At 19.3% G+C, this 19259-nt stretch carries 14 protein-coding genes and 2 tRNA genes; 8 read left to right on the top strand and 8 right to left on the bottom strand.

Translation table 11 applies throughout. The annotated features are described in order from the left end of the window. Positions 1-38: 38 nt before the first annotated feature. The 6 genes from sucB to rpiA form a co-directional block, all read right to left on the bottom strand. The gene (sucB, locus tag GJT97_RS00985) at positions 39-1220 is read right to left on the bottom strand and encodes a dihydrolipoyllysine-residue succinyltransferase (RefSeq protein ID WP_169767639.1); all 1182 of its coding nucleotides are present in this window, start codon (positions 1218-1220) and stop codon (positions 39-41) included. A 29-nt stretch (positions 1221-1249) separates the two neighbouring features. Next, complete coding sequence (locus GJT97_RS00980; RefSeq protein WP_169767638.1) at positions 1250-3916, bottom strand: 2-oxoglutarate dehydrogenase E1 component; 2667 nt, start codon at positions 3914-3916, stop codon at positions 1250-1252. Positions 3917-4837: 921 nt separating this feature from the next. Then, positions 4838-5791 carry a magnesium/cobalt transporter CorA gene (gene corA, locus GJT97_RS00975; RefSeq protein WP_169767637.1) on the bottom strand — a complete coding sequence of 318 codons (954 nt, stop codon included), beginning with the start codon at positions 5789-5791 and terminating at the stop codon, positions 4838-4840. A gap of 79 nt (positions 5792-5870) precedes the next feature. Then, positions 5871-8063, bottom strand: a complete 2193-nt coding sequence (locus GJT97_RS00970) for a UvrD-helicase domain-containing protein (protein ID WP_169767636.1) — start codon at positions 8061-8063, stop codon at positions 5871-5873. Between the two features lie 44 nt (positions 8064-8107). Then, entirely contained in the window at positions 8108-8932 is an 825-nt protein-coding gene (gene dapF / locus GJT97_RS00965; RefSeq protein WP_211080611.1) for a diaminopimelate epimerase, read from the bottom strand. Between the two features lie 60 nt (positions 8933-8992). Then, on the bottom strand, positions 8993-9667 hold the full coding sequence (gene rpiA, locus GJT97_RS00960; protein ID WP_169767634.1) for a ribose-5-phosphate isomerase RpiA: 675 nt from the start codon (positions 9665-9667) through the stop codon (positions 8993-8995). A gap of 249 nt (positions 9668-9916) precedes the next feature. Between rpiA and GJT97_RS00955 the strand changes: the two genes are divergently transcribed. The 4 genes from GJT97_RS00955 to lysS all read left to right on the top strand — a co-directional run bounded on the left by GJT97_RS00955 (position 9917) and on the right by lysS (position 14262). Then, the gene (locus GJT97_RS00955; protein WP_169767633.1) at positions 9917-11365 is read left to right on the top strand and encodes a Do family serine endopeptidase; all 1449 of its coding nucleotides are present in this window, start codon (positions 9917-9919) and stop codon (positions 11363-11365) included. A 52-nt stretch (positions 11366-11417) separates the two neighbouring features. Continuing rightward, positions 11418-11490 (top strand) — tRNA-Ile (locus GJT97_RS00950). 136 nt (positions 11491-11626) lie between these two features. Continuing rightward, positions 11627-12725 (top strand): peptide chain release factor 2 gene (prfB, locus tag GJT97_RS00945; RefSeq protein ID WP_169767632.1). Its coding sequence is split into 2 segments (ribosomal slippage): positions 11627-11701 and positions 11703-12725, totalling 1098 coding nucleotides; the frame shifts between segments, so codons are not numbered across the junction. Between the two features lie 19 nt (positions 12726-12744). After that, positions 12745-14262, top strand: coding sequence for a lysine--tRNA ligase (gene lysS / locus GJT97_RS00940; RefSeq protein WP_169767631.1), 1518 nt, complete (start codon positions 12745-12747; stop codon positions 14260-14262). Here lysS and tpiA read toward each other — a convergent pair. After that, positions 14248-15027: a triose-phosphate isomerase gene (tpiA, locus tag GJT97_RS00935; RefSeq protein WP_169767630.1), complete on the bottom strand. Its 780-nt coding sequence runs from the start codon at positions 15025-15027 to the stop codon at positions 14248-14250. The two genes, lysS and tpiA, sit on opposite strands and share 15 nt — an antisense overlap. 34 nt (positions 15028-15061) lie before the next feature. Next, positions 15062-15814 (bottom strand): FAD-binding oxidoreductase, encoded by a 753-nt coding sequence (locus GJT97_RS00930; protein ID WP_169767629.1) that lies wholly within the window; start codon positions 15812-15814, stop codon positions 15062-15064. Between the two features lie 246 nt (positions 15815-16060). On the opposite strand from GJT97_RS00930, the gene GJT97_RS00925 reads away from it, so the two are divergent. The 4 genes from GJT97_RS00925 (at position 16061) to GJT97_RS00910 (ending at position 19251) form a co-directional block, all read left to right on the top strand. Beyond that, a tRNA-Trp gene (locus GJT97_RS00925) sits at positions 16061-16133 on the top strand. Between the two features lie 247 nt (positions 16134-16380). Further along, positions 16381-18045 carry an acetolactate synthase 2 catalytic subunit gene (gene ilvG, locus GJT97_RS00920; RefSeq protein WP_169767628.1) on the top strand — a complete coding sequence of 555 codons (1665 nt, stop codon included), beginning with the start codon at positions 16381-16383 and terminating at the stop codon, positions 18043-18045. Beyond that, positions 18046-18279: an acetolactate synthase 2 small subunit gene (gene ilvM / locus GJT97_RS00915; protein WP_169767627.1), complete on the top strand. Its 234-nt coding sequence runs from the start codon at positions 18046-18048 to the stop codon at positions 18277-18279. It abuts the gene before it with no gap. Positions 18280-18321: 42 nt separating this feature from the next. Continuing rightward, entirely contained in the window at positions 18322-19251 is a 930-nt protein-coding gene (locus tag GJT97_RS00910) for a branched-chain amino acid transaminase (RefSeq protein ID WP_169767626.1), read from the top strand. Positions 19252-19259 lie beyond the last annotated feature (8 nt).

Here is a 19259-nt window from a genome sequence, read left to right as displayed (position 1 = left end):
AAAATTTATTTACATAAATTTTTTTAAAAAAAACAAATTTATAAAAATAAACACATAGGATTCTCTAAAAATGTTTTTACTAACATTAAAAAACCTATAGCATCCTTACCATCTATTAAACAATGATCATATGATAATGCTAAATACATCATAGGCATAATACATATTTTATGATTTATAACGACAGGTCTTTCTTTAATAGAATGCATTCCTAAAATAGCACTTTGTGGTGGATTTATAATCGGAGTTGACATTAAAGATCCAAATATACCTCCATTTGTAATGGTAAAAGTTCCATTTTTTAAATCTTCTATGGATAATTGATTATGATCAATTTTTTTAACTAATTCTTTTATTTTTTTTTCAATATTTAATAATGATAATTGATCAGTATCATATATAATAGGAGTTACTAAGCCTCTTTTTGTTGCAATTGCAATATTAATATTATATTTATTATTATAAATAATATCTTCTCCTTTAATAAAAGCATTTATTATTTTAAATGATTTTAATGCTTTAGTAACAGCTTTAATATGAAAAGAAGTAAATCCTAATTTTAAATTATAATTCTTTAATATAAAATTTTTATAATTATTTTTTATATCAATAATTTTTTTCATATTAACTTCATTAAAAGTTGTTAATATAACAGTATTTTTTTTAGAGTTCATTAATTTATCAGAAATATATTTTCTAATTGGACTCATTTTTTTTATTTTAAAATTATTTTTTTCATAAATTTTTTCTTTATTTTTTTTAATTTTATTAAAATTTTTTAAATTTACATTTTTTAATTCTTTATTTAAAAAATCAAAATTTTTTATTTTAAAATTATTTTTTTTTATTTTTCTTCTTATAGACGGACTATAACTATGTAATTTATTAAAAGAAATTGTTTCATTATTTTCAATATCATTAAAATTATTTTTATTTTTAATAATATCTTTATTATTTTCTGTTTTTTTTTTAAAATTTTTATTTATTTTTAATATACCAATAACTTGCCGTGATTGTACTTTTTCTCCTTTTTTAACTAAAATTTTTTCTAAAATACCATTGGTTGTTGATGGTATTTCTAATACGATTTTATCTGTTTCTAATTCTAGAATAATATCATCAACATTTACTATTTCACCTTGTTTTTTATACCATTGAATAATAATTGCATTATTTATTGATTCAGGTAAATCAGGAACAATAATATTAATTTTATCCATTTTTTATCCTTATAAATTTATTTTCTATGTTAAATGTTAAAAACAGAAAAGATTATTTTTTGTTGTTGTTTTTTATGAATATTAAAATTACCTGTAGAAGGACATGAAGAGGATTTTCTACCTATATAATTAATATTTAAATATAATTTATTTTTAAAATAATTTTGGATATACATCCATGCTCCTTGATTTTTTGGTTCTTCCTGACACCAAAAAAAATTATTTATTTTTAAATATTTTTTAATTACTTTTTTAATATTATAGAATGGAAATGGATATAGTTGTTCTATTCTAATGAAAATTATGTTTTTTTCTTTTATAGAATTTCTATATTCTAATAAATCATAATATATTTTTCCAGAACAAAAAATAACACGTTTGATATTTTCTATATCAATTTTATTATCTAATTCATCTATAATTAATTTGAAATCATTTTCAAAATATTTTAATGATGAACACGCTGAAGTATGTCTTAAAAGAGATTTAGGCATAAATATAATAAGTGGTTTTTTTATATAATTAAATGCTTGTTCACATAATAAATGATATATTTGAGATGCATTAGAAGGTATACAAATTTTCATATTATTTTCAGAGCTTAATTGTAAAAATCTTTCTATTCGTGCTGAAGAATGTTCTGGTCCTTGTCCTTCATAACCATGTGGAAGCATAATTATCAATTTACTTTGATATTGCCATTTTTTTTCACCAGAACTAATAAATTGATCTATAATAATTTGAGCTCCATTAACAAAATCTCCAAATTGTGCTTCCCATATTGTTAATATATTTTGATTATTTAAAGAATATCCATATTCAAATCCTAAAACTGCTTCTTCAGAAAGTATAGAATTATAAATATGAAATTTTCCTTGTTTTAAACTAAGATTTTTTAAAGGTATATATGAAATTTCATTATTTTGATCATAAATAACAGCATGTCTATGAGAAAAAGTACCTCTTTTAATATCTTCTCCAGATAAACGACATGATATTCCTTGAGTTAAAATATTTGCATATGCTAAATTTTCAGCAGTCCCCCAATCTATTTTTTTTTCCCCCTTACTCATACTTAATCTATCTAAATAAATTTTTTTAACTCTAGAATGAATGTTGAAATTTTTAGGAAAATCACTAATTTTAAAAATTAATTTTTTTAATTCATTTATTGTTAATTTTTTAAATATTATTTTTGAAATATTTTCTTTAGAAGGAATATATGTTTTAATAAAACAATCATCTTTATCAAATAAAGTTTGATATTTTTGATATATATTTTTTTTTTCTTGGATATTTAAAATATTTTGAGTAAATAATGTTTTAAAATATAAATTTTGTACTGTTTCATGATTCTTAATATAATGATACATTAATGGTTGAGTTATATATGGATCATCTATTTCATTATGGCCATGTCTTCTATATGAAACTAAATCTATAAAAACATCTTTTTTAAATAAATTTCTGTATTTAATTGCTAATCTTATAATTAAGATAGCATTTTCTATATTATCTGCATTTATATGAAAAATAGGACATTGAATCATTTTAGCTATATCAGTACAATAATAACTTGATCTCATATCAGAAATTTTAGAAGTAGTAAATCCAATTTGATTATTAACTACTATATGTATAGTTCCATTAATTCCATAACCTCTTGTTTGAGATAAATTTAAAGTTTCTTGTACTATTCCCTGTCCACTAAAAGATGCATCTCCATGTATATTAATAGGAAGTATATTATTATTTTTAGATGAATCAATATAAGATTTTATTATCCCCATAGAAATACAATTAATAATTTCTAAATGAGAAGGATTAAATGTTAATTGTAATTTTATTTTTTTATTATTATATCTAATTATAGAAGAATAACCTAAATGATATTTAACATCATCTATATTATTTTTTTTTAGAAAAATATTTTTAAATTCATTTTTTATTTCTTTAATATTTTTACCCATTACATTAGTTAAAACATTTAATCTACCTCTATGAGCCATACTTAAAATTATTTTTGTAATTTTATTTTTTGATTTACTTGAATAACGTATAATTTCTTTAATTATGGGAATTAGTATATCACAACCTTCCAAAGAAAATCTTTTAATACCTGGAAAATTTTTTGCTATATTAGTTTCAAAAATTTCTGCTGCGATTAATTCTTCAAAAAAAATTTTTTTTTCTTTATTTTGTAAAGTATTCTCCATTGATTCTATATTTGTTTGTATCCAATATTTTTCAGTATTTAATAAATGAAAATATTCTATACCTGTATAATTACAATATTTTTTTTTAAAAAAATTATATATATTAATTATTTTTTTATTTTTAAATAAAGAATTTAATGTGATTTTTTTTTGTAAATTTTTTATATTAATATTATAATTTTTTAGTTGTAAAATATTACTCAATTGTTTTTTTTTAGAAATTAAAGGATTTATATTCGCATCATAATGTCCGAATATTCTAAAATTATTTATTAATTGATTTATTTTTTCTATTAATAATTTTTTTTTATAAAAATTATTATTTTTTAATTGGTTATTTTGAAACGAAATATAATTTTTTTTTTCAAAATTTATAAAAAAATATTTCCAAGTTTTTTCTATAGAATTAGGATCAACTAAAAATCTTTGATATAATTTTTCAATATAATAAAAATTTTCATTAAAGTTATAATTATTCATTATTATCTCTTATTTTAAGATAAATAATATTAATTTTATTTTAGAAAAATAAAATTAATGTATATAATTTATAATTATATTTTTAAATTAAATAATTTTCTATTAATTTTAATATTTTAATATAAATAAAACTTAAATTATATTAATATATTTTTAGTTAGAATATAAATAAATTTATTTAAATTAAAATAACAATAAATAAAAATAATTATTTAAGAAATAATAATAAATATTAAATTTTTTTTACTATCTAATAATAAATTACAAATTATTTTTTATCATATTAATTAAAATTTGTTTATTATATAAATTTTTTTATTTTTTATAAAAAAATATTAGGTGAACTCATTTTATATAAATATTTTTAATAAAATTATTATTTTATATTTTAAATAATTTTAAAAAATTAAAAATAAAATATTTTTTAGTTAGATATATTATAATTAATTATATTAATAATTATTTTATTTATTATAAAATATATATAAAAATATCAAAATTTTTTATCTTTAAATATTTTTTTGAAATTTATTTTAATTTATTAAATTAAGTTATAAAATATAATAAATAAAAACTTAATGTCTTATTATAAAATTTTAATACATTATTTACATTATAGTTAATTTTAATATTTCGTTTATTATATAAATATTTATATTTAGTTATTTAAATTAAGTAGAAGATAACTAATAATTTATTATAATAAATATTAATTTTTATTTAAAATAATTAAAAAAAGTTAAAAATAAAAAAAATATATAGGTAAATTATTATTATTTACCTATATTAAACATAATTAAATTAATAATAAAACACTTCTTTATTTAAATAAATAATATAATATTTATATATTAACTATGTGTAAAATATACATATTTCATAAAATTTTTTAAAAAAAATATATATTAATAATTTTATATTTTATAACCATTTTTTTCTTTTAAAATAAAAATATGGTGCTAAACCAGAAACTATCATTATGATGATAGCATAAACATAACCATATTTCCATTTTAATTCTGGTAAAAAAGTAAAATTCATACCATAATTAGATGCAACTAATGTTGGTGGTAAAAAAATTACAGATACTAATGAAAATATTTTAATAATTCTATTTTGTTCTATATTAATAAATCCCATTGCAGCTTGTACTAAAAAATTAACTTTTTGAAATAATGATTCATTGTGTGGTAATAATGATTTAATATCTCTTGAAATTTCTTTTGCTTGTTCAATTTGATTATTAGGTAACCTAGCTTTTCTCATTAAAAAATTTACTGCTCTTTGTGTATCCATTAAACATAATCTTACTTTCCATCCAACATCTTCTAATTCAGCTAAAGTAGAGAGTGCATTATCAAATTCTTTATTTTGATGACCTTTCATAATAATACAACTTAAAAATTCTAAATCACTATATATATTTTCAATTTTATTTGCTAATTGTTCAATCTTAGTATCAAATATATCTAATAATAGTTCATAAGGATTTCCATAAGACATACAATGATTATGCATACGCATTCTATATAAACGAAATACAGATAATTCTTTTTCTCTTAAAGTATATAATCTATTATTTTTTATGGTAAACGCTACAGTAGTAGTACCTGCACGTTCATTTTTTTTTTTATAAAAGAAAAATGAATGAATATGTAATCCATCTTTATTTTCAAAAAATCTTGCTGATGCTTCTATATCTTCTAATTCTGGTCTAGTAGCTAAATTTTGTTTAAGTAAATGATATATTTTTTGTCTTTCATTATTTTCTGGTTGAATTAAATCAATCCATATTGCATCCAAAAGATTTTTAAAATTATTATCTGGTTTAAGATGAATTAAATATTTATTATATATTTTATACGCATCTAACATAATAACTCCTAATTAGGATAATATTATCTATAATATATAAAAATTTATATATTTTGTTAAAAAAATTAATTTTAAATTCTTAAAAAGAAGATTTTATATAATTAGACATTATCCATTTTATTATTGTATTATCAAATTTAATTTGTAATTTTTCATTCTTTTTAAGAATTTCTATTTTTAAAATAATTCCTTGACCGAAAATTTTATGATGGACTATTTGTCCTATAAAATATTTTTTTTTTATAAAAAAATGATCTTGTTCTGGTAAAAAATTAATATTTTGAATATAATTAATATTTTCTATACAATTTTGTGGTAATTCTTCAATAAATCTTGATTTTATTGATTTAATTTCTTTACCATAAAGAAAACGTTTTTTTGTATAAGTTAAAGTTAATTTTTTTTTTGCTCTAGTAATACCTACATATGCTAAACGTCTTTCTTCATTTATAGATTTTTCATCGAAGGAAATTTTATTAGGGAAAATACCTTCTTCCATACCAATAATAAAAACTTCAGAGAATTCTAATCCCTTTGATGCATGAATAGTCATTAATTGTATATAATTATTTTTTTTTTCATTATTTTTATTTATATTTTCATTTAATAAAAGTGTTTGAGAAAGAAAATCTGTTAATAAATTATTATCTTTTATATTTAAAATATTTGATTTTATTTCAAATTGTAATTTTTTTTCTGTAAAATATTTTGCAGCATTAATAAATTCTTTTAAATTATTTATTTTAGTATTATCTTTTTCAAATAAATAATTTTTGTTATACATATCCCATAATCCAGAATTTTTTATCGTTTGTTCAATAATTTTAAATAATGGTTGTTTTTTTATATTATTTTTTAATAATATAATTAGTGTAATAAATTTTTCTAATGAATTAAATGATTTTTTATTCAAAAAATTTTTATTTTTTAATAAAAATAAACTAGAATTCCATAATGTCAAAGAATTCTTATTAGCAATATATTTTATAATATTTAATGTAGTATTACCAATACCTCTTTTAGGAATATTTATTATTCGTTCAAACGAACTATCATCATTTTGATTAGACATTAATCTTAAATAAGATAAAATATTTTTTATTTCTTGACGGTCAAAAAATTGTGTTCCTCCATATATTTTATATGGAATAGAAAATTTTAACATTACTTCTTCTAAAACACGTGATTGTGAATTATTTCTATACAAAATTGCATAATTATTTAATTCAATTTTTTTTTTAAGTGTTTTTTTTTTTATACATTGAGCAATATATTCAGCTTCATCAAATTCATTTAATGCGTAATATATCGTAATAAGATCTCCATTATCTGCATTAGTCCATAATTTTTTTTTTAATCTACTATTATTATAAGAAATTAATTTATTTGCAGCATTTAAAATATTAGAAGTAGAACGATAATTTTGTTCTAATAATATTGTCTTTACTCCATCAAATTCTTGTAAAAAACGACTCATATTATTAATTTCAGCTCCTCTCCATCCATAAATAGATTGATCATCATCACCTACAAGAATAATTTTTGTATTATAATTTTTATTATATAATAAAGAAATAAACTTATATTGTATATCATTAGTATCTTGAAACTCATCTATTAAAATATTTTGAAATCTTTTTTGATATATTTTTAATATTTTAGGATTATCTAAAAATAATTTATATAAATAAAATATTAATTCATTAAAATCAATTACTTCTGTTATTTTACAAAAATTTTGATATTCATCATAGATTTTAGATAAATTAATATTATATAAATTATTTTCATAATAATGATTATTTAATAAATTATTTTTTATATTATTTATATATTTTAAGATTTTTTCTATAGAAAAAATCTTATCTTTTAAAGATAACTTTTTTAAGATTCGTTTAATTATTATTTTTTGATCATAGGAGTCTATAATTTGAAAATTTTTTGTTAATCCTACATTTAGGTAATGTATTCTTAATAAGTAATAAGCAAAACTATGAAAAGTACCTACCCAGATATTATCTTTCTGAAAATCGTTTATTAATAATGATTTAATTCTAGTTTTTAATTCTATTGCTGCTTTATTCGTAAAAGTTACTGCTAAAATAGATTTAGGAGAACAATTCTCTTTATAAATTAACCAAGCTATTCTACGAATTAATACTAATGTTTTACCACTACCAGCTCCTGCTAATATTAATAAATTTTTTCTATTTTCAGATACTATTTCTTTTTGTTTATTATTTAAATTTTTTAATAAATTTACATTTTTCATTTATTTAATGCCGCAATTAAAATAATGTTTTTATAAAAAATTTATTATAATATAATTTTACCATCATAAATATAATTAGCTTCTCCTATCATAAATAAATTATTTTTATTTCCTTTCCAAGTAATAGTTATAATTCCTCCACGAAGATTAACATATACTTTTTCTGATAAAATATTTTTTTTTATTCCCACAGCTACAGCTGCACAAGCCCCTGAACCACAAGCATTAGTTTCACCTACTCCTCTTTCAAAAACTCTTAATTTAATATTATTTATATCTATATATTCCACGAAACCAACATTAACTTTTTGTGGAAATAAATTATGATTTTCTAAAAAAGATCCGATTAATGATACAGGAGTTTTTAAAATATCATTTACTTGTATTATACAATGAGGATTTCCTAATGAAACAATATTAAAATAAATATATTTATTTTGAAAATAAATTTTATAAGTATCTTTAATATGATTAGTTATAAAAGGTATATTTACAGGATTAAATAGAGGAATACCCATATTTACAGAAATTATTTTATCATCTATAATTTGCAAATATATCACACGATTTTTTGTACTTACACATATTTTTTTTTTATAAATTAATTTTTTTATTTTTAAATATAATGCCAGACAACGTGCTCCATTACCACATTGTTCTACTTCACTACCATTAGAATTAAAAATTCTATAATTAAAATCGATTTTTTTATTAACTGATGATTCAACTAATAATAATTGATCAAAACCTATACCTAAATATCTATTAGATAATTTTTGTATAATATCTTTTGTAAAAAAGACAGTATTTTTTATATTATTTATAATAATAAAATCATTACCCAATGCATGCATTTTTGTAAATTTTATTCGCATATATTTATATATATTATAATGTTAAAATTAAAAAAAAAATTAAAACTAATAATATTATTTTAAATTCTTTTTATTTATTATTGATACTGTAGAATTATATTTTCCTATAATAACTATATCAGCACATCTTTGAGTAAATAATCCAACAGTTACAACTCCAGGAATAGTATTTATATATTTTTCTATTTTAATAGGATTATGTAAATTTAATTTATATACATCTAATATTAAATTACCATGTTCTGTAATTGTTTTTTCTCTTAATTTTGCTATAGCTCCGATATATGATAATTTTCTAGTAATTAAAGTTTCTGCAGAAGGTATAATTTCTATAGGAACTGGGTGTAATTTACCTAAATTTTTTACATATTTAGATTGATCAATAATACAAATAAATATATCTGAACAATTAGATATAATTTTTTCATTAGTTAATGCGGCTCCTCCTCCTTTTATCATTTGCATTTTATCATTAACTTCATCAGCACTATCAAAATATATTCCAATTTTATTTATTTTATTTATTTCATAAACATTAAAATTATATTTTTTTAATTTTTTAGTCGAATATTTAGAAGCAGATACAACACCTTTTATATTTTTTTTTTCATTATATAAAATTTTAATAAATTGAGATATTGTAGTACCTGAACCGATACCTATAATATTATTATTTTTAATATATTTTATTGCTACTTTAGATGCAATATTTTTTAATCTATTTATCATATATATTTATGCTTTATATAAAATAAAATTTATATTATATTAAGTATAATAATTTGTAAAAAAATTTATATTTGGATAATTCAATTTTTTTAAAATTAAAATTAATAATAATTATATACATAATTATATGAATAAATTAATTAATAATATATGAAATTAAAATATAAATTTTTTATTTTTATATTAAAAATACAAATTAAAAAGTTTTTATATAATTAAATTTAAAAAATTTTATTATGAGATTTTTTTATGAAGAAATTTAAAATAATTTTTTATATATTTTTTTTTATAAGTAATGTAATATTTACATTACGTAATGTACATGCAAAATTATTACCATTTAATTCAATAACAAAATGGGATAATCATCAATTACCAAGTTTATCTATTATATTATCAAAAGTTACTCCCTCTGTTGTTAACATTAATGTACAAGGTAGTATTTTCGTATCACAATTCAAATTACCTCAAAAAGTACAAGAATATTTAAATGAAAAATTTTTACTTTGTAAAGAGGGATCACCGTATGAAAATACTCCTATTTGTGGAAATAGTGATAATATTCTTCAACAAAAATTTCATTCTATTGGATCTGGAGTAATAATAGATTCTAAAAAAGGTTTAATTATTACTAATAATCATGTTATAGATCATGCAGATTATATTTCAGTAGAATTAAATAATGGAAAAATTTATGAAGCTAAAATTTTAGGACAAGATCCAAAGACAGATTTAGCTTTAATACAAATAAAAGATAAAACTGGAAATTTAAAAAGTGTAAAAATAGCTAATTCTGATACTTTAAAAGTAGGAGATTATACTATAGCAATAGGTAATCCATATGGATTAGGAGAAAGTGTTACATCAGGAATTATATCAGGATTAGGACGTAGTGGACTTAATATTGAAAATTTTGAAAATTTTATTCAAACAGATGCAGCGATTAATAAAGGTAGTTCTGGAGGAGCGTTAGTTAATTTAAATGGAGATTTAATCGGGATAAATACTGCTATTTTAGCTCCTCATGAAGGAAATATAGGTATTGGATTCGCTATACCAAGTAATACTGTTATGAATTTAGTTAATCAATTTATTAAATTTGGAAAAATAGAAAGAGGTTTTTTAGGTATTTATGGTGTTGAACTTGACCCACAAATAGCAAAAGTTATGAAAGTACCTAATATATTTAAGGGAACTTTTGTACGTGAAGTAATATCATCTAATGATATATTAAAACCTGGTGACATTATAATCACATTAAATAATAAAAGAATTAATAGTTATGCTTTATTAAAAGCAAAAATTAGTATATTAATGCGAGGAACTATTATTAAATTAGGAATAATAAGAAATGGAATTTTTAAAATAATAGAAATAAAATTAGATGATTTTTGTGATAATAAATTTTCTAATGAAAATACTATATATGGTATTGAAGGTGCATATTTAGAAAATATGTCTTTAGAAAAAAAATATCTTATTTTCAAAAAAATAAAAAAAATTGGAGTAAAAGTTATTCAAATAATACCTAATTCACCAGCTGCGATAATAGGATTAAAAAAAGGTGATATAATAATAGGAATTAATCAAAATAATATAAAAAATATAAAAGATCTTAAAAAAATTTTAGATAAACAACCATCTTTAATATTATTAAAGATAATAAGAGGAAATAAAGAATTATATTTATTAAATTAAAAAATAACAAATTTAATTGAAATATATATTAAAATATACCATAATATGGTATGGCCCTTTAGCTCAGTGGTTAGAGCAAACGACTCATAATCGTTAGGTCGTTGGTTCAAATCCAACAAGGGCCAAAATTTTAATTTATTATTCATGTCTAGTATCTACATTAATTATTAATAATTATCTATATAAAATATATATTAATTAAAATTAATACTTAAATTAGTTTACATTTCATATTTTTTTATTAAAAATTAGGAATTAAATATGTCAGAAAATATTTTGATACAAAATAAATTAAAAGAAATAAAAAAAAAAAATAATTTTATTAGGGGGTTCCTTTAATTATTCAAAATATCAAAAAAAATTATTAGTAATAAAAGAAAAATTACAAAATCCAAATATTTGGAAAAATATAAATAATTTACTTTCTTTAAATAAAAAAAAATCTAATATAGAAAATATTTTATTACCTTTAGATGATATTAATCAAGAAATTATTGATATTAATGAATTAACTAATTTAGCAATTCATTATAATGATAAAAAAATGTTAAAAGAATCTATAAAAATTTTATTTCAAATACAAAAAAAAATAAATAATTTAGAATTAAAAAATTTTTTTGTTAAAAAAAATGATAAAAAAAATTGTTTTATAGATATCCAATCTGGATCTGGAGGTACAGAATCTCAAGATTGGGCTAAAATAATAATGAGAATGTATTTAAAATGGGCAGAAAAAAAAAAATATCAAGTAACTATAATAAATGAATCTCCAGGAGAAGTTATTGGGATTAAATCATCTACAATTCATATTATTGGTGAATATGCTTTCGGATGGCTTCGTACAGAAAGTGGGATTCATCGTTTAGTCAGAAAAAATCCTTTTAATTCTTCAGGTAGAAGACATACATCTTTTGCTTCAACTTTTATATATCCTGAAGTTAAGGATAATGTAGATATATCCATTAATATGGAAGATTTACGTATCGATGTATATAAAGCATCTGGGTCAGGAGGACAACATGTAAACCGTACAGAATCTGCTGTGCGTATTACACATATTCCTACCGGAATAGTTACACAATGCCAAAATAATAGATCGCAACATAAAAATAGAATTCAAGCTATAAAACAAATAAAATATAAAATATATGAGTTACAAAATAAAATAAAAAAAAAAACAAAAAAAGAAATAGAAAAAAATAAATTTAATATTAGTTGGGGATATCAAATACGTTCTTATATATTAGATGATTCAAGAATAAAAGATATAAGAACTGGTATTGAAAGTAATAACATACAATCCGTATTAAACGGTAATTTAGATCAATTTATTCAAGCAAGTTTAAAATTAGGTATATAAATATATAAGGTTTAATATTATGTCTGGAGCTAAAAATCAATTAAATAATATTAAAAATATTCGTAATAATGAAATAACATTTCGATATAAAAAACTAGAAATATTAAAAAAAACTAATAATATAGTTTTCCCTAATAATTTTAAAGTTAATATTACGTGTAATTATTTAAATCAAATTTTAGATAAAAAAAAGAATTTTTTAAATAAAAAAATATTACATATTGCAGGAAGGATAGTAAATATACGTATTATGGGTAAAGCTTCTTTTATTAATATTCAAGATTATACAGGTAAAATACAAATTTATATATCTCAAAATGAAATTTCTTATCAAGAATATAAAAAATTTTTAGAAGAATATGATCTTGGAGATATTATAGGTATAATTGGTTATATTTTTGAAACTAAAACTAAAGTTTTATCAATTTTTTGTCAAAAAATTTATTTATTAACAAAAGCAATAAAACCATTACCTGATAAATATCATGGATTACAAAATAAAGAAATAAAATATAGAAAAAGATATTTAGATCTTATTGTTAATAAAAAAACACGTTATGTTTTTAATAAAAGACATCAAATTATATTAAATATTCGAAATTTTATGAACAAAAATAATTTTATTGAAGTAGAAACTCCAATGATGCATAGTATTCCAGGAGGAGCGTTAGCTAAACCTTTTATAACTTATCATAATAAATATAATATGAATATATATTTACGTATTGCTCCTGAATTATATTTAAAACGTTTAATTATTGGTGGATTTAATAAAATATTTGAAATTAATAGAAATTTCCGTAATGAAGGAATATCAACTCAACATAATCCTGAGTTTACTATGATGGAATTATATATTGCATACTCAGATTATAAAGATTTAATGTTTTTTTTTGAAAAATTATTTAAAAAAATATATAAAAAAATATTTAAAAATAACATATTAAAATATGATAATCACGTATTTGATTTAAATAATCAATTTAATAAATTAACTATGAAAGAAGCTATTATTAAATTTTATCCTGATTTTTCTTTAGAACATTTAGAAAATCTTAATAAATTAATAAAAATTACTAATTTAATAAATGTTAATATTAATTTAAATTGGAGTAAAGGTAAGATTATTTCTAAAATTTTTGAAGAAAAAATTATTCATAAAATTATAGAACCAACATTTATTACAGAATATCCTATTGAAGTTTCCCCTCTTTCAAGAAGTAATGATTTAAATTCTTCATTTACTGATAGATTTGAATTTTTCATTTGTGGAATGGAAATAGCAAATGGTTTTTCTGAACTTAATGATTCTGAAGAACAAAAAAAAAGATTTCAAAACCAAGAAAGTCATAAAAATATCAGTATTGATAAAAATATTAATAATCAATTTTATGATAAAGATTATATTGAAGCGTTAGAATATGGATTACCTCCTACAGCTGGATTAGGTGTAGGAATAGATAGACTAGTTATGTTATTTACAAATACTAAATCAATAAGAGATGTTATTTTATTTCCGATGTTAAGACCTATTTAATAGGTCTAAATTTTTTTCTATTTTTTCAATTAAAAGTATGAAGTTTTTTATTGTTAAAGAAACTTTGCCTATTAAAAACCCATTTATATATTTTTTTTTAAAAAAATGATCTATATTATGATAATTAACTGATCCACCATATTGAAAATATATATTTTCTACTATTTTCATATTTATAGATGATATATATTTTCTAATAAATAAAATAACTTTTTTTACTTCATTTAAATCTGCTATTTTACCAGATCCAATAGCCCAGAGTGGTTCATAAGCTATAATAGTATTATTAAATATATTAACATCACTAATTTTAAGTATACTATTAATTTGATTAATACAAATTTTTTCTATTAATTTATGTTTTTTTTGTTGTTCAGTTTCTCCTATACATAAAATTGGAATCAAATTATATTTTTTAATTAATATAAATTTTTTTGATATAAGATTAATATCTTCATTATGATATATTCTTCTTTCTGAATGACCAATTATAACATATTTTACACCTATATCTTTTAACATATTTACTGATATTTCTCCTGTAAAAGATCCTTTTAAATTAACATCTACATTCTGTGCTGTTAAAAATATAGAGGTATTTTTTATTAAATTATTAATATAGTTTAAATATACATAAGGAGGTGCAATAGATAATCGACAATAATTTAAAGAATTATTTATTTTTTTAATTATATTTATATTTTTATCTATAAAATTATAACTACCATTTAACTTCCAATTAGCAATAATCAAAAATTTTTTCATATAATTTCCTTCTAAAATTTAGAAATATGGTAATTTACCAATATTGTTCATATGTAATATTACCTTTTTTATTTATTAAATTTTTAGAAAAATTTCTATATTGTTCTAAAAATTTTTGAGTTTGTTTAATCATATTTGGATTACCACAAAGCATTACATGACTATTATTAGTATGTATTTTAATACCAATATCTTTTTCTAAAGTACCATTTTTAATTAAATTAGGAATATAACCATATAAAATAGAATTATTAATATTAATTTTTTTAGTTAAAATAATTTTAATAATTAATTGATTATAATATTTTTGTTTTATTTTTTTAACTAAATTTAAATAATTAAAATCTTCTATGTATCTAATAGAATGTACTAAAATTATTTGTTTAAATTTTCTAAAACATATATTATCTTGTAATATTGAAAGATAAGGACCAATACCTGTTCCTGTAGATAACATCCATAAATTTTTACAAGATTTAACATTATTTATTGTAAAATTTCCTAATGCATTTTTAGCAATCATAATTTTATCATTAATTTTTAATTTATATAAATATGGAGTTAAATTACCTTTATTTATATTAGAAATATAAAATTCATAATTTTTATTTTCTGGTGAATTAATATATGAATATGCTCTTTGTATTTTTTTATTATTAATTTTTAATGCTAATTTAGTAAATTGTCCAGCAAAAAAATTATTAACTTTTGCTTTTAAAATAATACTAAATAAATTATTTGTCCAATACTTAATTTCTTTTATTTTCCCGATACTCCATTTTGTCATTTTTTAATCCTTTTAAAATTATAAAATAATACATTAATTTTATTAATATTTTTATAAATAATAGTAATTATCACTATATAAAAAATAATTTTTATTAAAATTTTAAAATATAAAAATATCTATTTAATAGTAACAAAATATTTTATATTTTTATATTTAAAATAAATATATTTTATTGTAAATAAATTTTACTAATAAAATTATATAATATAATATATTATATATATTTTTTATATACAAATACTAAGGGGTGTAGTTTAATTGGTAGAATGTTGGTCTCCAAAACCAATGGTTGGGGGTTCAAATCCCTCCACCCCTGAAAATATTTTTTTATAAAAAATATTATTTAATTTTTAAAAAATATTTTAAATAAATAGTAAAATATTTTATATAAATATATATTCATATATATGAATATTTAATTTAAAAATTAATATGATTTTTGTAAAAATTTTAATAACATATCAAATATAAAACCATATCATTTTATCTTAAAATATACATAAATTAAAATCATAATTAAATTGAATTATGCAGATCATTTTACTAAAAAAAGAGGTATAAATATGAACGGAGCACAATGTATAATTCAAATATTAAAAAAACAAAATATTAAAACAGTATTCGGATATCCAGGTGGGGCAATAATGCCTCTTTATGATGCATTATATGATGAAGAAAATATAGAACACATATTATGTAGACATGAACAAGGAGCTGCTATTGCTGCTATCGGATATGCAAGAGCTACTGGTAAAATAGGAGTATGTATTGCTACATCTGGTCCAGGAGCTACTAATTTAATAACTGGTCTCGCAGATGCGATGGTAGATTCTATACCTATTATTGCAATTACAGGACAAGTATCACTTCCATTAATTGGTACGGATGCTTTTCAAGAAATAGACATTATAGGTATGTCATTATCATGTACTAAACATAGTTTTTTAGTAACTTCATCATTAGAATTATCTAATATCATAGATGAAGCTTTTTATATAGCTTTATCTAAAAGGCCAGGACCTGTATTAATAGATATACCTAAAGATATACAATTATCTAATATAGATAAAAAAAATATCTTTAAAAGAAAGAAAAATTTTGTTATTTCAAATAAAAAACCTTCAATTGAAAAAATTAAAGAAGCAAATTTTTTATTAAAAAACTCTATAATGCCTATATTATATATAGGAGGAGGAGTTAATATAGGTAATGCAGTTAAAGTATTAAGAAAATTTATAAAAAAATCTCAAATACCTACAGTAGTTACTTTAAAAGGAATTGGTACTATAAATAATAAAAATCCATATTATTTGGGAATGATTGGAATGCATGGAAATAAAGCAGCAAATTATACTGTACAAAAATGTGATTTATTAATAGCTATTGGGACTAGATTTGATGATAGAGTTACAGGTAATATAAAAAAATTTGCTCCATATGCAAATATTATTCATCTAGATATAGATCCGTCTGAAATTAATAAAATTTGTAAAGTAAATGTAGCATTACTAGGAAATTTAAATTATTTAATTCCATTATTAGAAAAACCTAAAAATATTTTGAAATGGCAAATATATATAAAAAAAATTAAAAAAAAATATTCTTATATATATAATTGTTATAAAAATAAAAATAGAATATTTGCTCCTATTCTATTTAAAAAATTATCAGATATTAAAAATAAAAATACTATTATTACTACTGATGTAGGACAACATCAAATGTGGGCAGCGCAACATATAAATTTTTCTAATCCTAAAAACTTTATTACTTCTAGCGGATTAGGAACAATGGGTTTTGGATTACCTGCTGCAATTGGAGCTCAAGTAGCTAAACCTAATAATGATGTTATATGTATTTCTGGAGATGGATCGTTTATGATGAATATTCAGGAATTGAGTACAATTAAAAGAAAAAATTTACCTATTAAAATTATATTATTAGATAATAAAAGATTAGGAATGGTAAGACAATGGCAGCAAATTTTTTTTAAAAAAAGATACAGTGAAACATATTTATATGATAATCCAAATTTTATTCAATTAGCAAAATCTTTTGGAATATCTGGCCATAGTATAAATAATAATAATGAAATTAATAAAAGTTTACAAAAAATTTTTTCTATTAATCAACCTTATATATTACATGTTTCTATTGATGAAAATGATAATGTTTGGCCGTTAGTACCACCTGGATGTAGTAATAATTATATGATAGAGAAAAGTTAAATGCATAAGTATCGATTACATATTAAAACAAATATTAGTCCAGAAATAAGTGAAAGAATAATGAGAATTGTTCGCCATAGAGGTTTTTTACTTAAAACAATGGATATTAATGTAATAAATAAATTGAAAAATATTAATTTTAAATTAACAGTAAAAGGTTCTAAACCTATAGATTTTTTAGTAAACCAAATTACAAAACTTATAGATGTATTAGATATAGTTATCATATCATAAGATATTATAATAACATTATTACATAAGATAGGAATTATAATAATGTCTACAAAAAAAGCAGATTTTATTTGGTTAAATGGCAATATTATAAAATGGGAAAACGCTAAAATTAGCGTTATGAGTCATGCATTACATTATGGTACATCTGTTTTTGAAGGTATTAGATGTTATAAATCATGTAAAGGTTCTATTATTTTCCGTCATAAAGATCATATAAATCGTTTATATAATTCTGCTAAAATATATCGTTTCCCAATAAAATTTTCTATGAAAGAAATAATGAATGCTGTTTATCTTACAATTAATGTTAACAAACTTCAAGAAGCTTATATTAGAATTTTAGTATTTATAGGAGATGTTGGTTTAGGAATTAATCCTCCTCATAATTATTATACAGATATAATGATTAGTGCTTTTCCATGGGAAAATTATCTTGGTAATAATGCAAAAATTAATGGTATTAATACAATGATATCTTCTTGGAATAAATATAAACCTAATACTATACCTAGTTTATCTAAAGCAGGAGGTAATTATTTATCTTCTTTATTAATTGGTAATGAAGCACGTAGAAATGGATATGATGAAGGAATCTCATTAGATAGTTTAGGATTTGTTTCTGAAGGTTCTGGAGAAAATATTTTTAAAATAAAAGATAATATTTTATTTACTCCTCCACTTACTTCATCTATTCTTCCTGGGATTACTAGAGATTCTGTTATGAAAATAGCTCAAAATTTAAATATTATAATTAAAGAATCTTTTATATTAAGAGAATCTTTATATTTAGCTGATGAAATCTTTTTAACGGGAACAGCAGCAGAAATTACACCTGTTTGTAGTGTAGATAACATATTAATTAATAATGGTAAAAGAGGAAAAATTACAAGAAATATACAAAAAGAATTTATTTCTCTATTAAAAGGAGAAAAAAAAGATAAATGGAATTGGTTAGATTATATTCATATTTAATAAATTTT

The sequence above is a fragment of the Enterobacteriaceae endosymbiont of Donacia proxima genome (assembly GCF_012569285.1).
Taxonomy (GTDB): domain Bacteria; phylum Pseudomonadota; class Gammaproteobacteria; order Enterobacterales; family Enterobacteriaceae.
The sequence above is the reverse complement of the archived record's forward strand: the minus strand, read 5'-3'. Positions and strand labels throughout refer to the sequence as shown.

Bases quoted from the DNA above. Each gene is read 5' to 3' on its own strand.
- lysS (WP_169767631.1), top strand. From the start codon at position 12,745: ATGTCTGGAGCTAAAAATCAATTAAATAATATTAAAAATATTCGTAAT.
- GJT97_RS00970 (WP_169767636.1), bottom strand. From the start codon at position 8,063: ATGAAAAATGTAAATTTATTAAAAAATTTAAATAATAAACAAAAAGAA.
- GJT97_RS00980 (WP_169767638.1), bottom strand. From the start codon at position 3,916: ATGAATAATTATAACTTTAATGAAAATTTTTATTATATTGAAAAATTA.
- rpiA (WP_169767634.1), bottom strand. From the start codon at position 9,667: ATGATAAATAGATTAAAAAATATTGCATCTAAAGTAGCAATAAAATAT.
- GJT97_RS00910 (WP_169767626.1), top strand. From the start codon at position 18,322: ATGTCTACAAAAAAAGCAGATTTTATTTGGTTAAATGGCAATATTATA.
- GJT97_RS00930 (WP_169767629.1), bottom strand. From the start codon at position 15,814: ATGACAAAATGGAGTATCGGGAAAATAAAAGAAATTAAGTATTGGACA.
- sucB (WP_169767639.1), bottom strand. From the start codon at position 1,220: ATGGATAAAATTAATATTATTGTTCCTGATTTACCTGAATCAATAAAT.
- corA (WP_169767637.1), bottom strand. From the start codon at position 5,791: ATGTTAGATGCGTATAAAATATATAATAAATATTTAATTCATCTTAAA.
- GJT97_RS00955 (WP_169767633.1), top strand. From the start codon at position 9,917: ATGAAGAAATTTAAAATAATTTTTTATATATTTTTTTTTATAAGTAAT.
- ilvM (WP_169767627.1), top strand. From the start codon at position 18,046: ATGCATAAGTATCGATTACATATTAAAACAAATATTAGTCCAGAAATA.
- ilvG (WP_169767628.1), top strand. From the start codon at position 16,381: ATGAACGGAGCACAATGTATAATTCAAATATTAAAAAAACAAAATATT.
- tpiA (WP_169767630.1), bottom strand. From the start codon at position 15,027: ATGAAAAAATTTTTGATTATTGCTAATTGGAAGTTAAATGGTAGTTAT.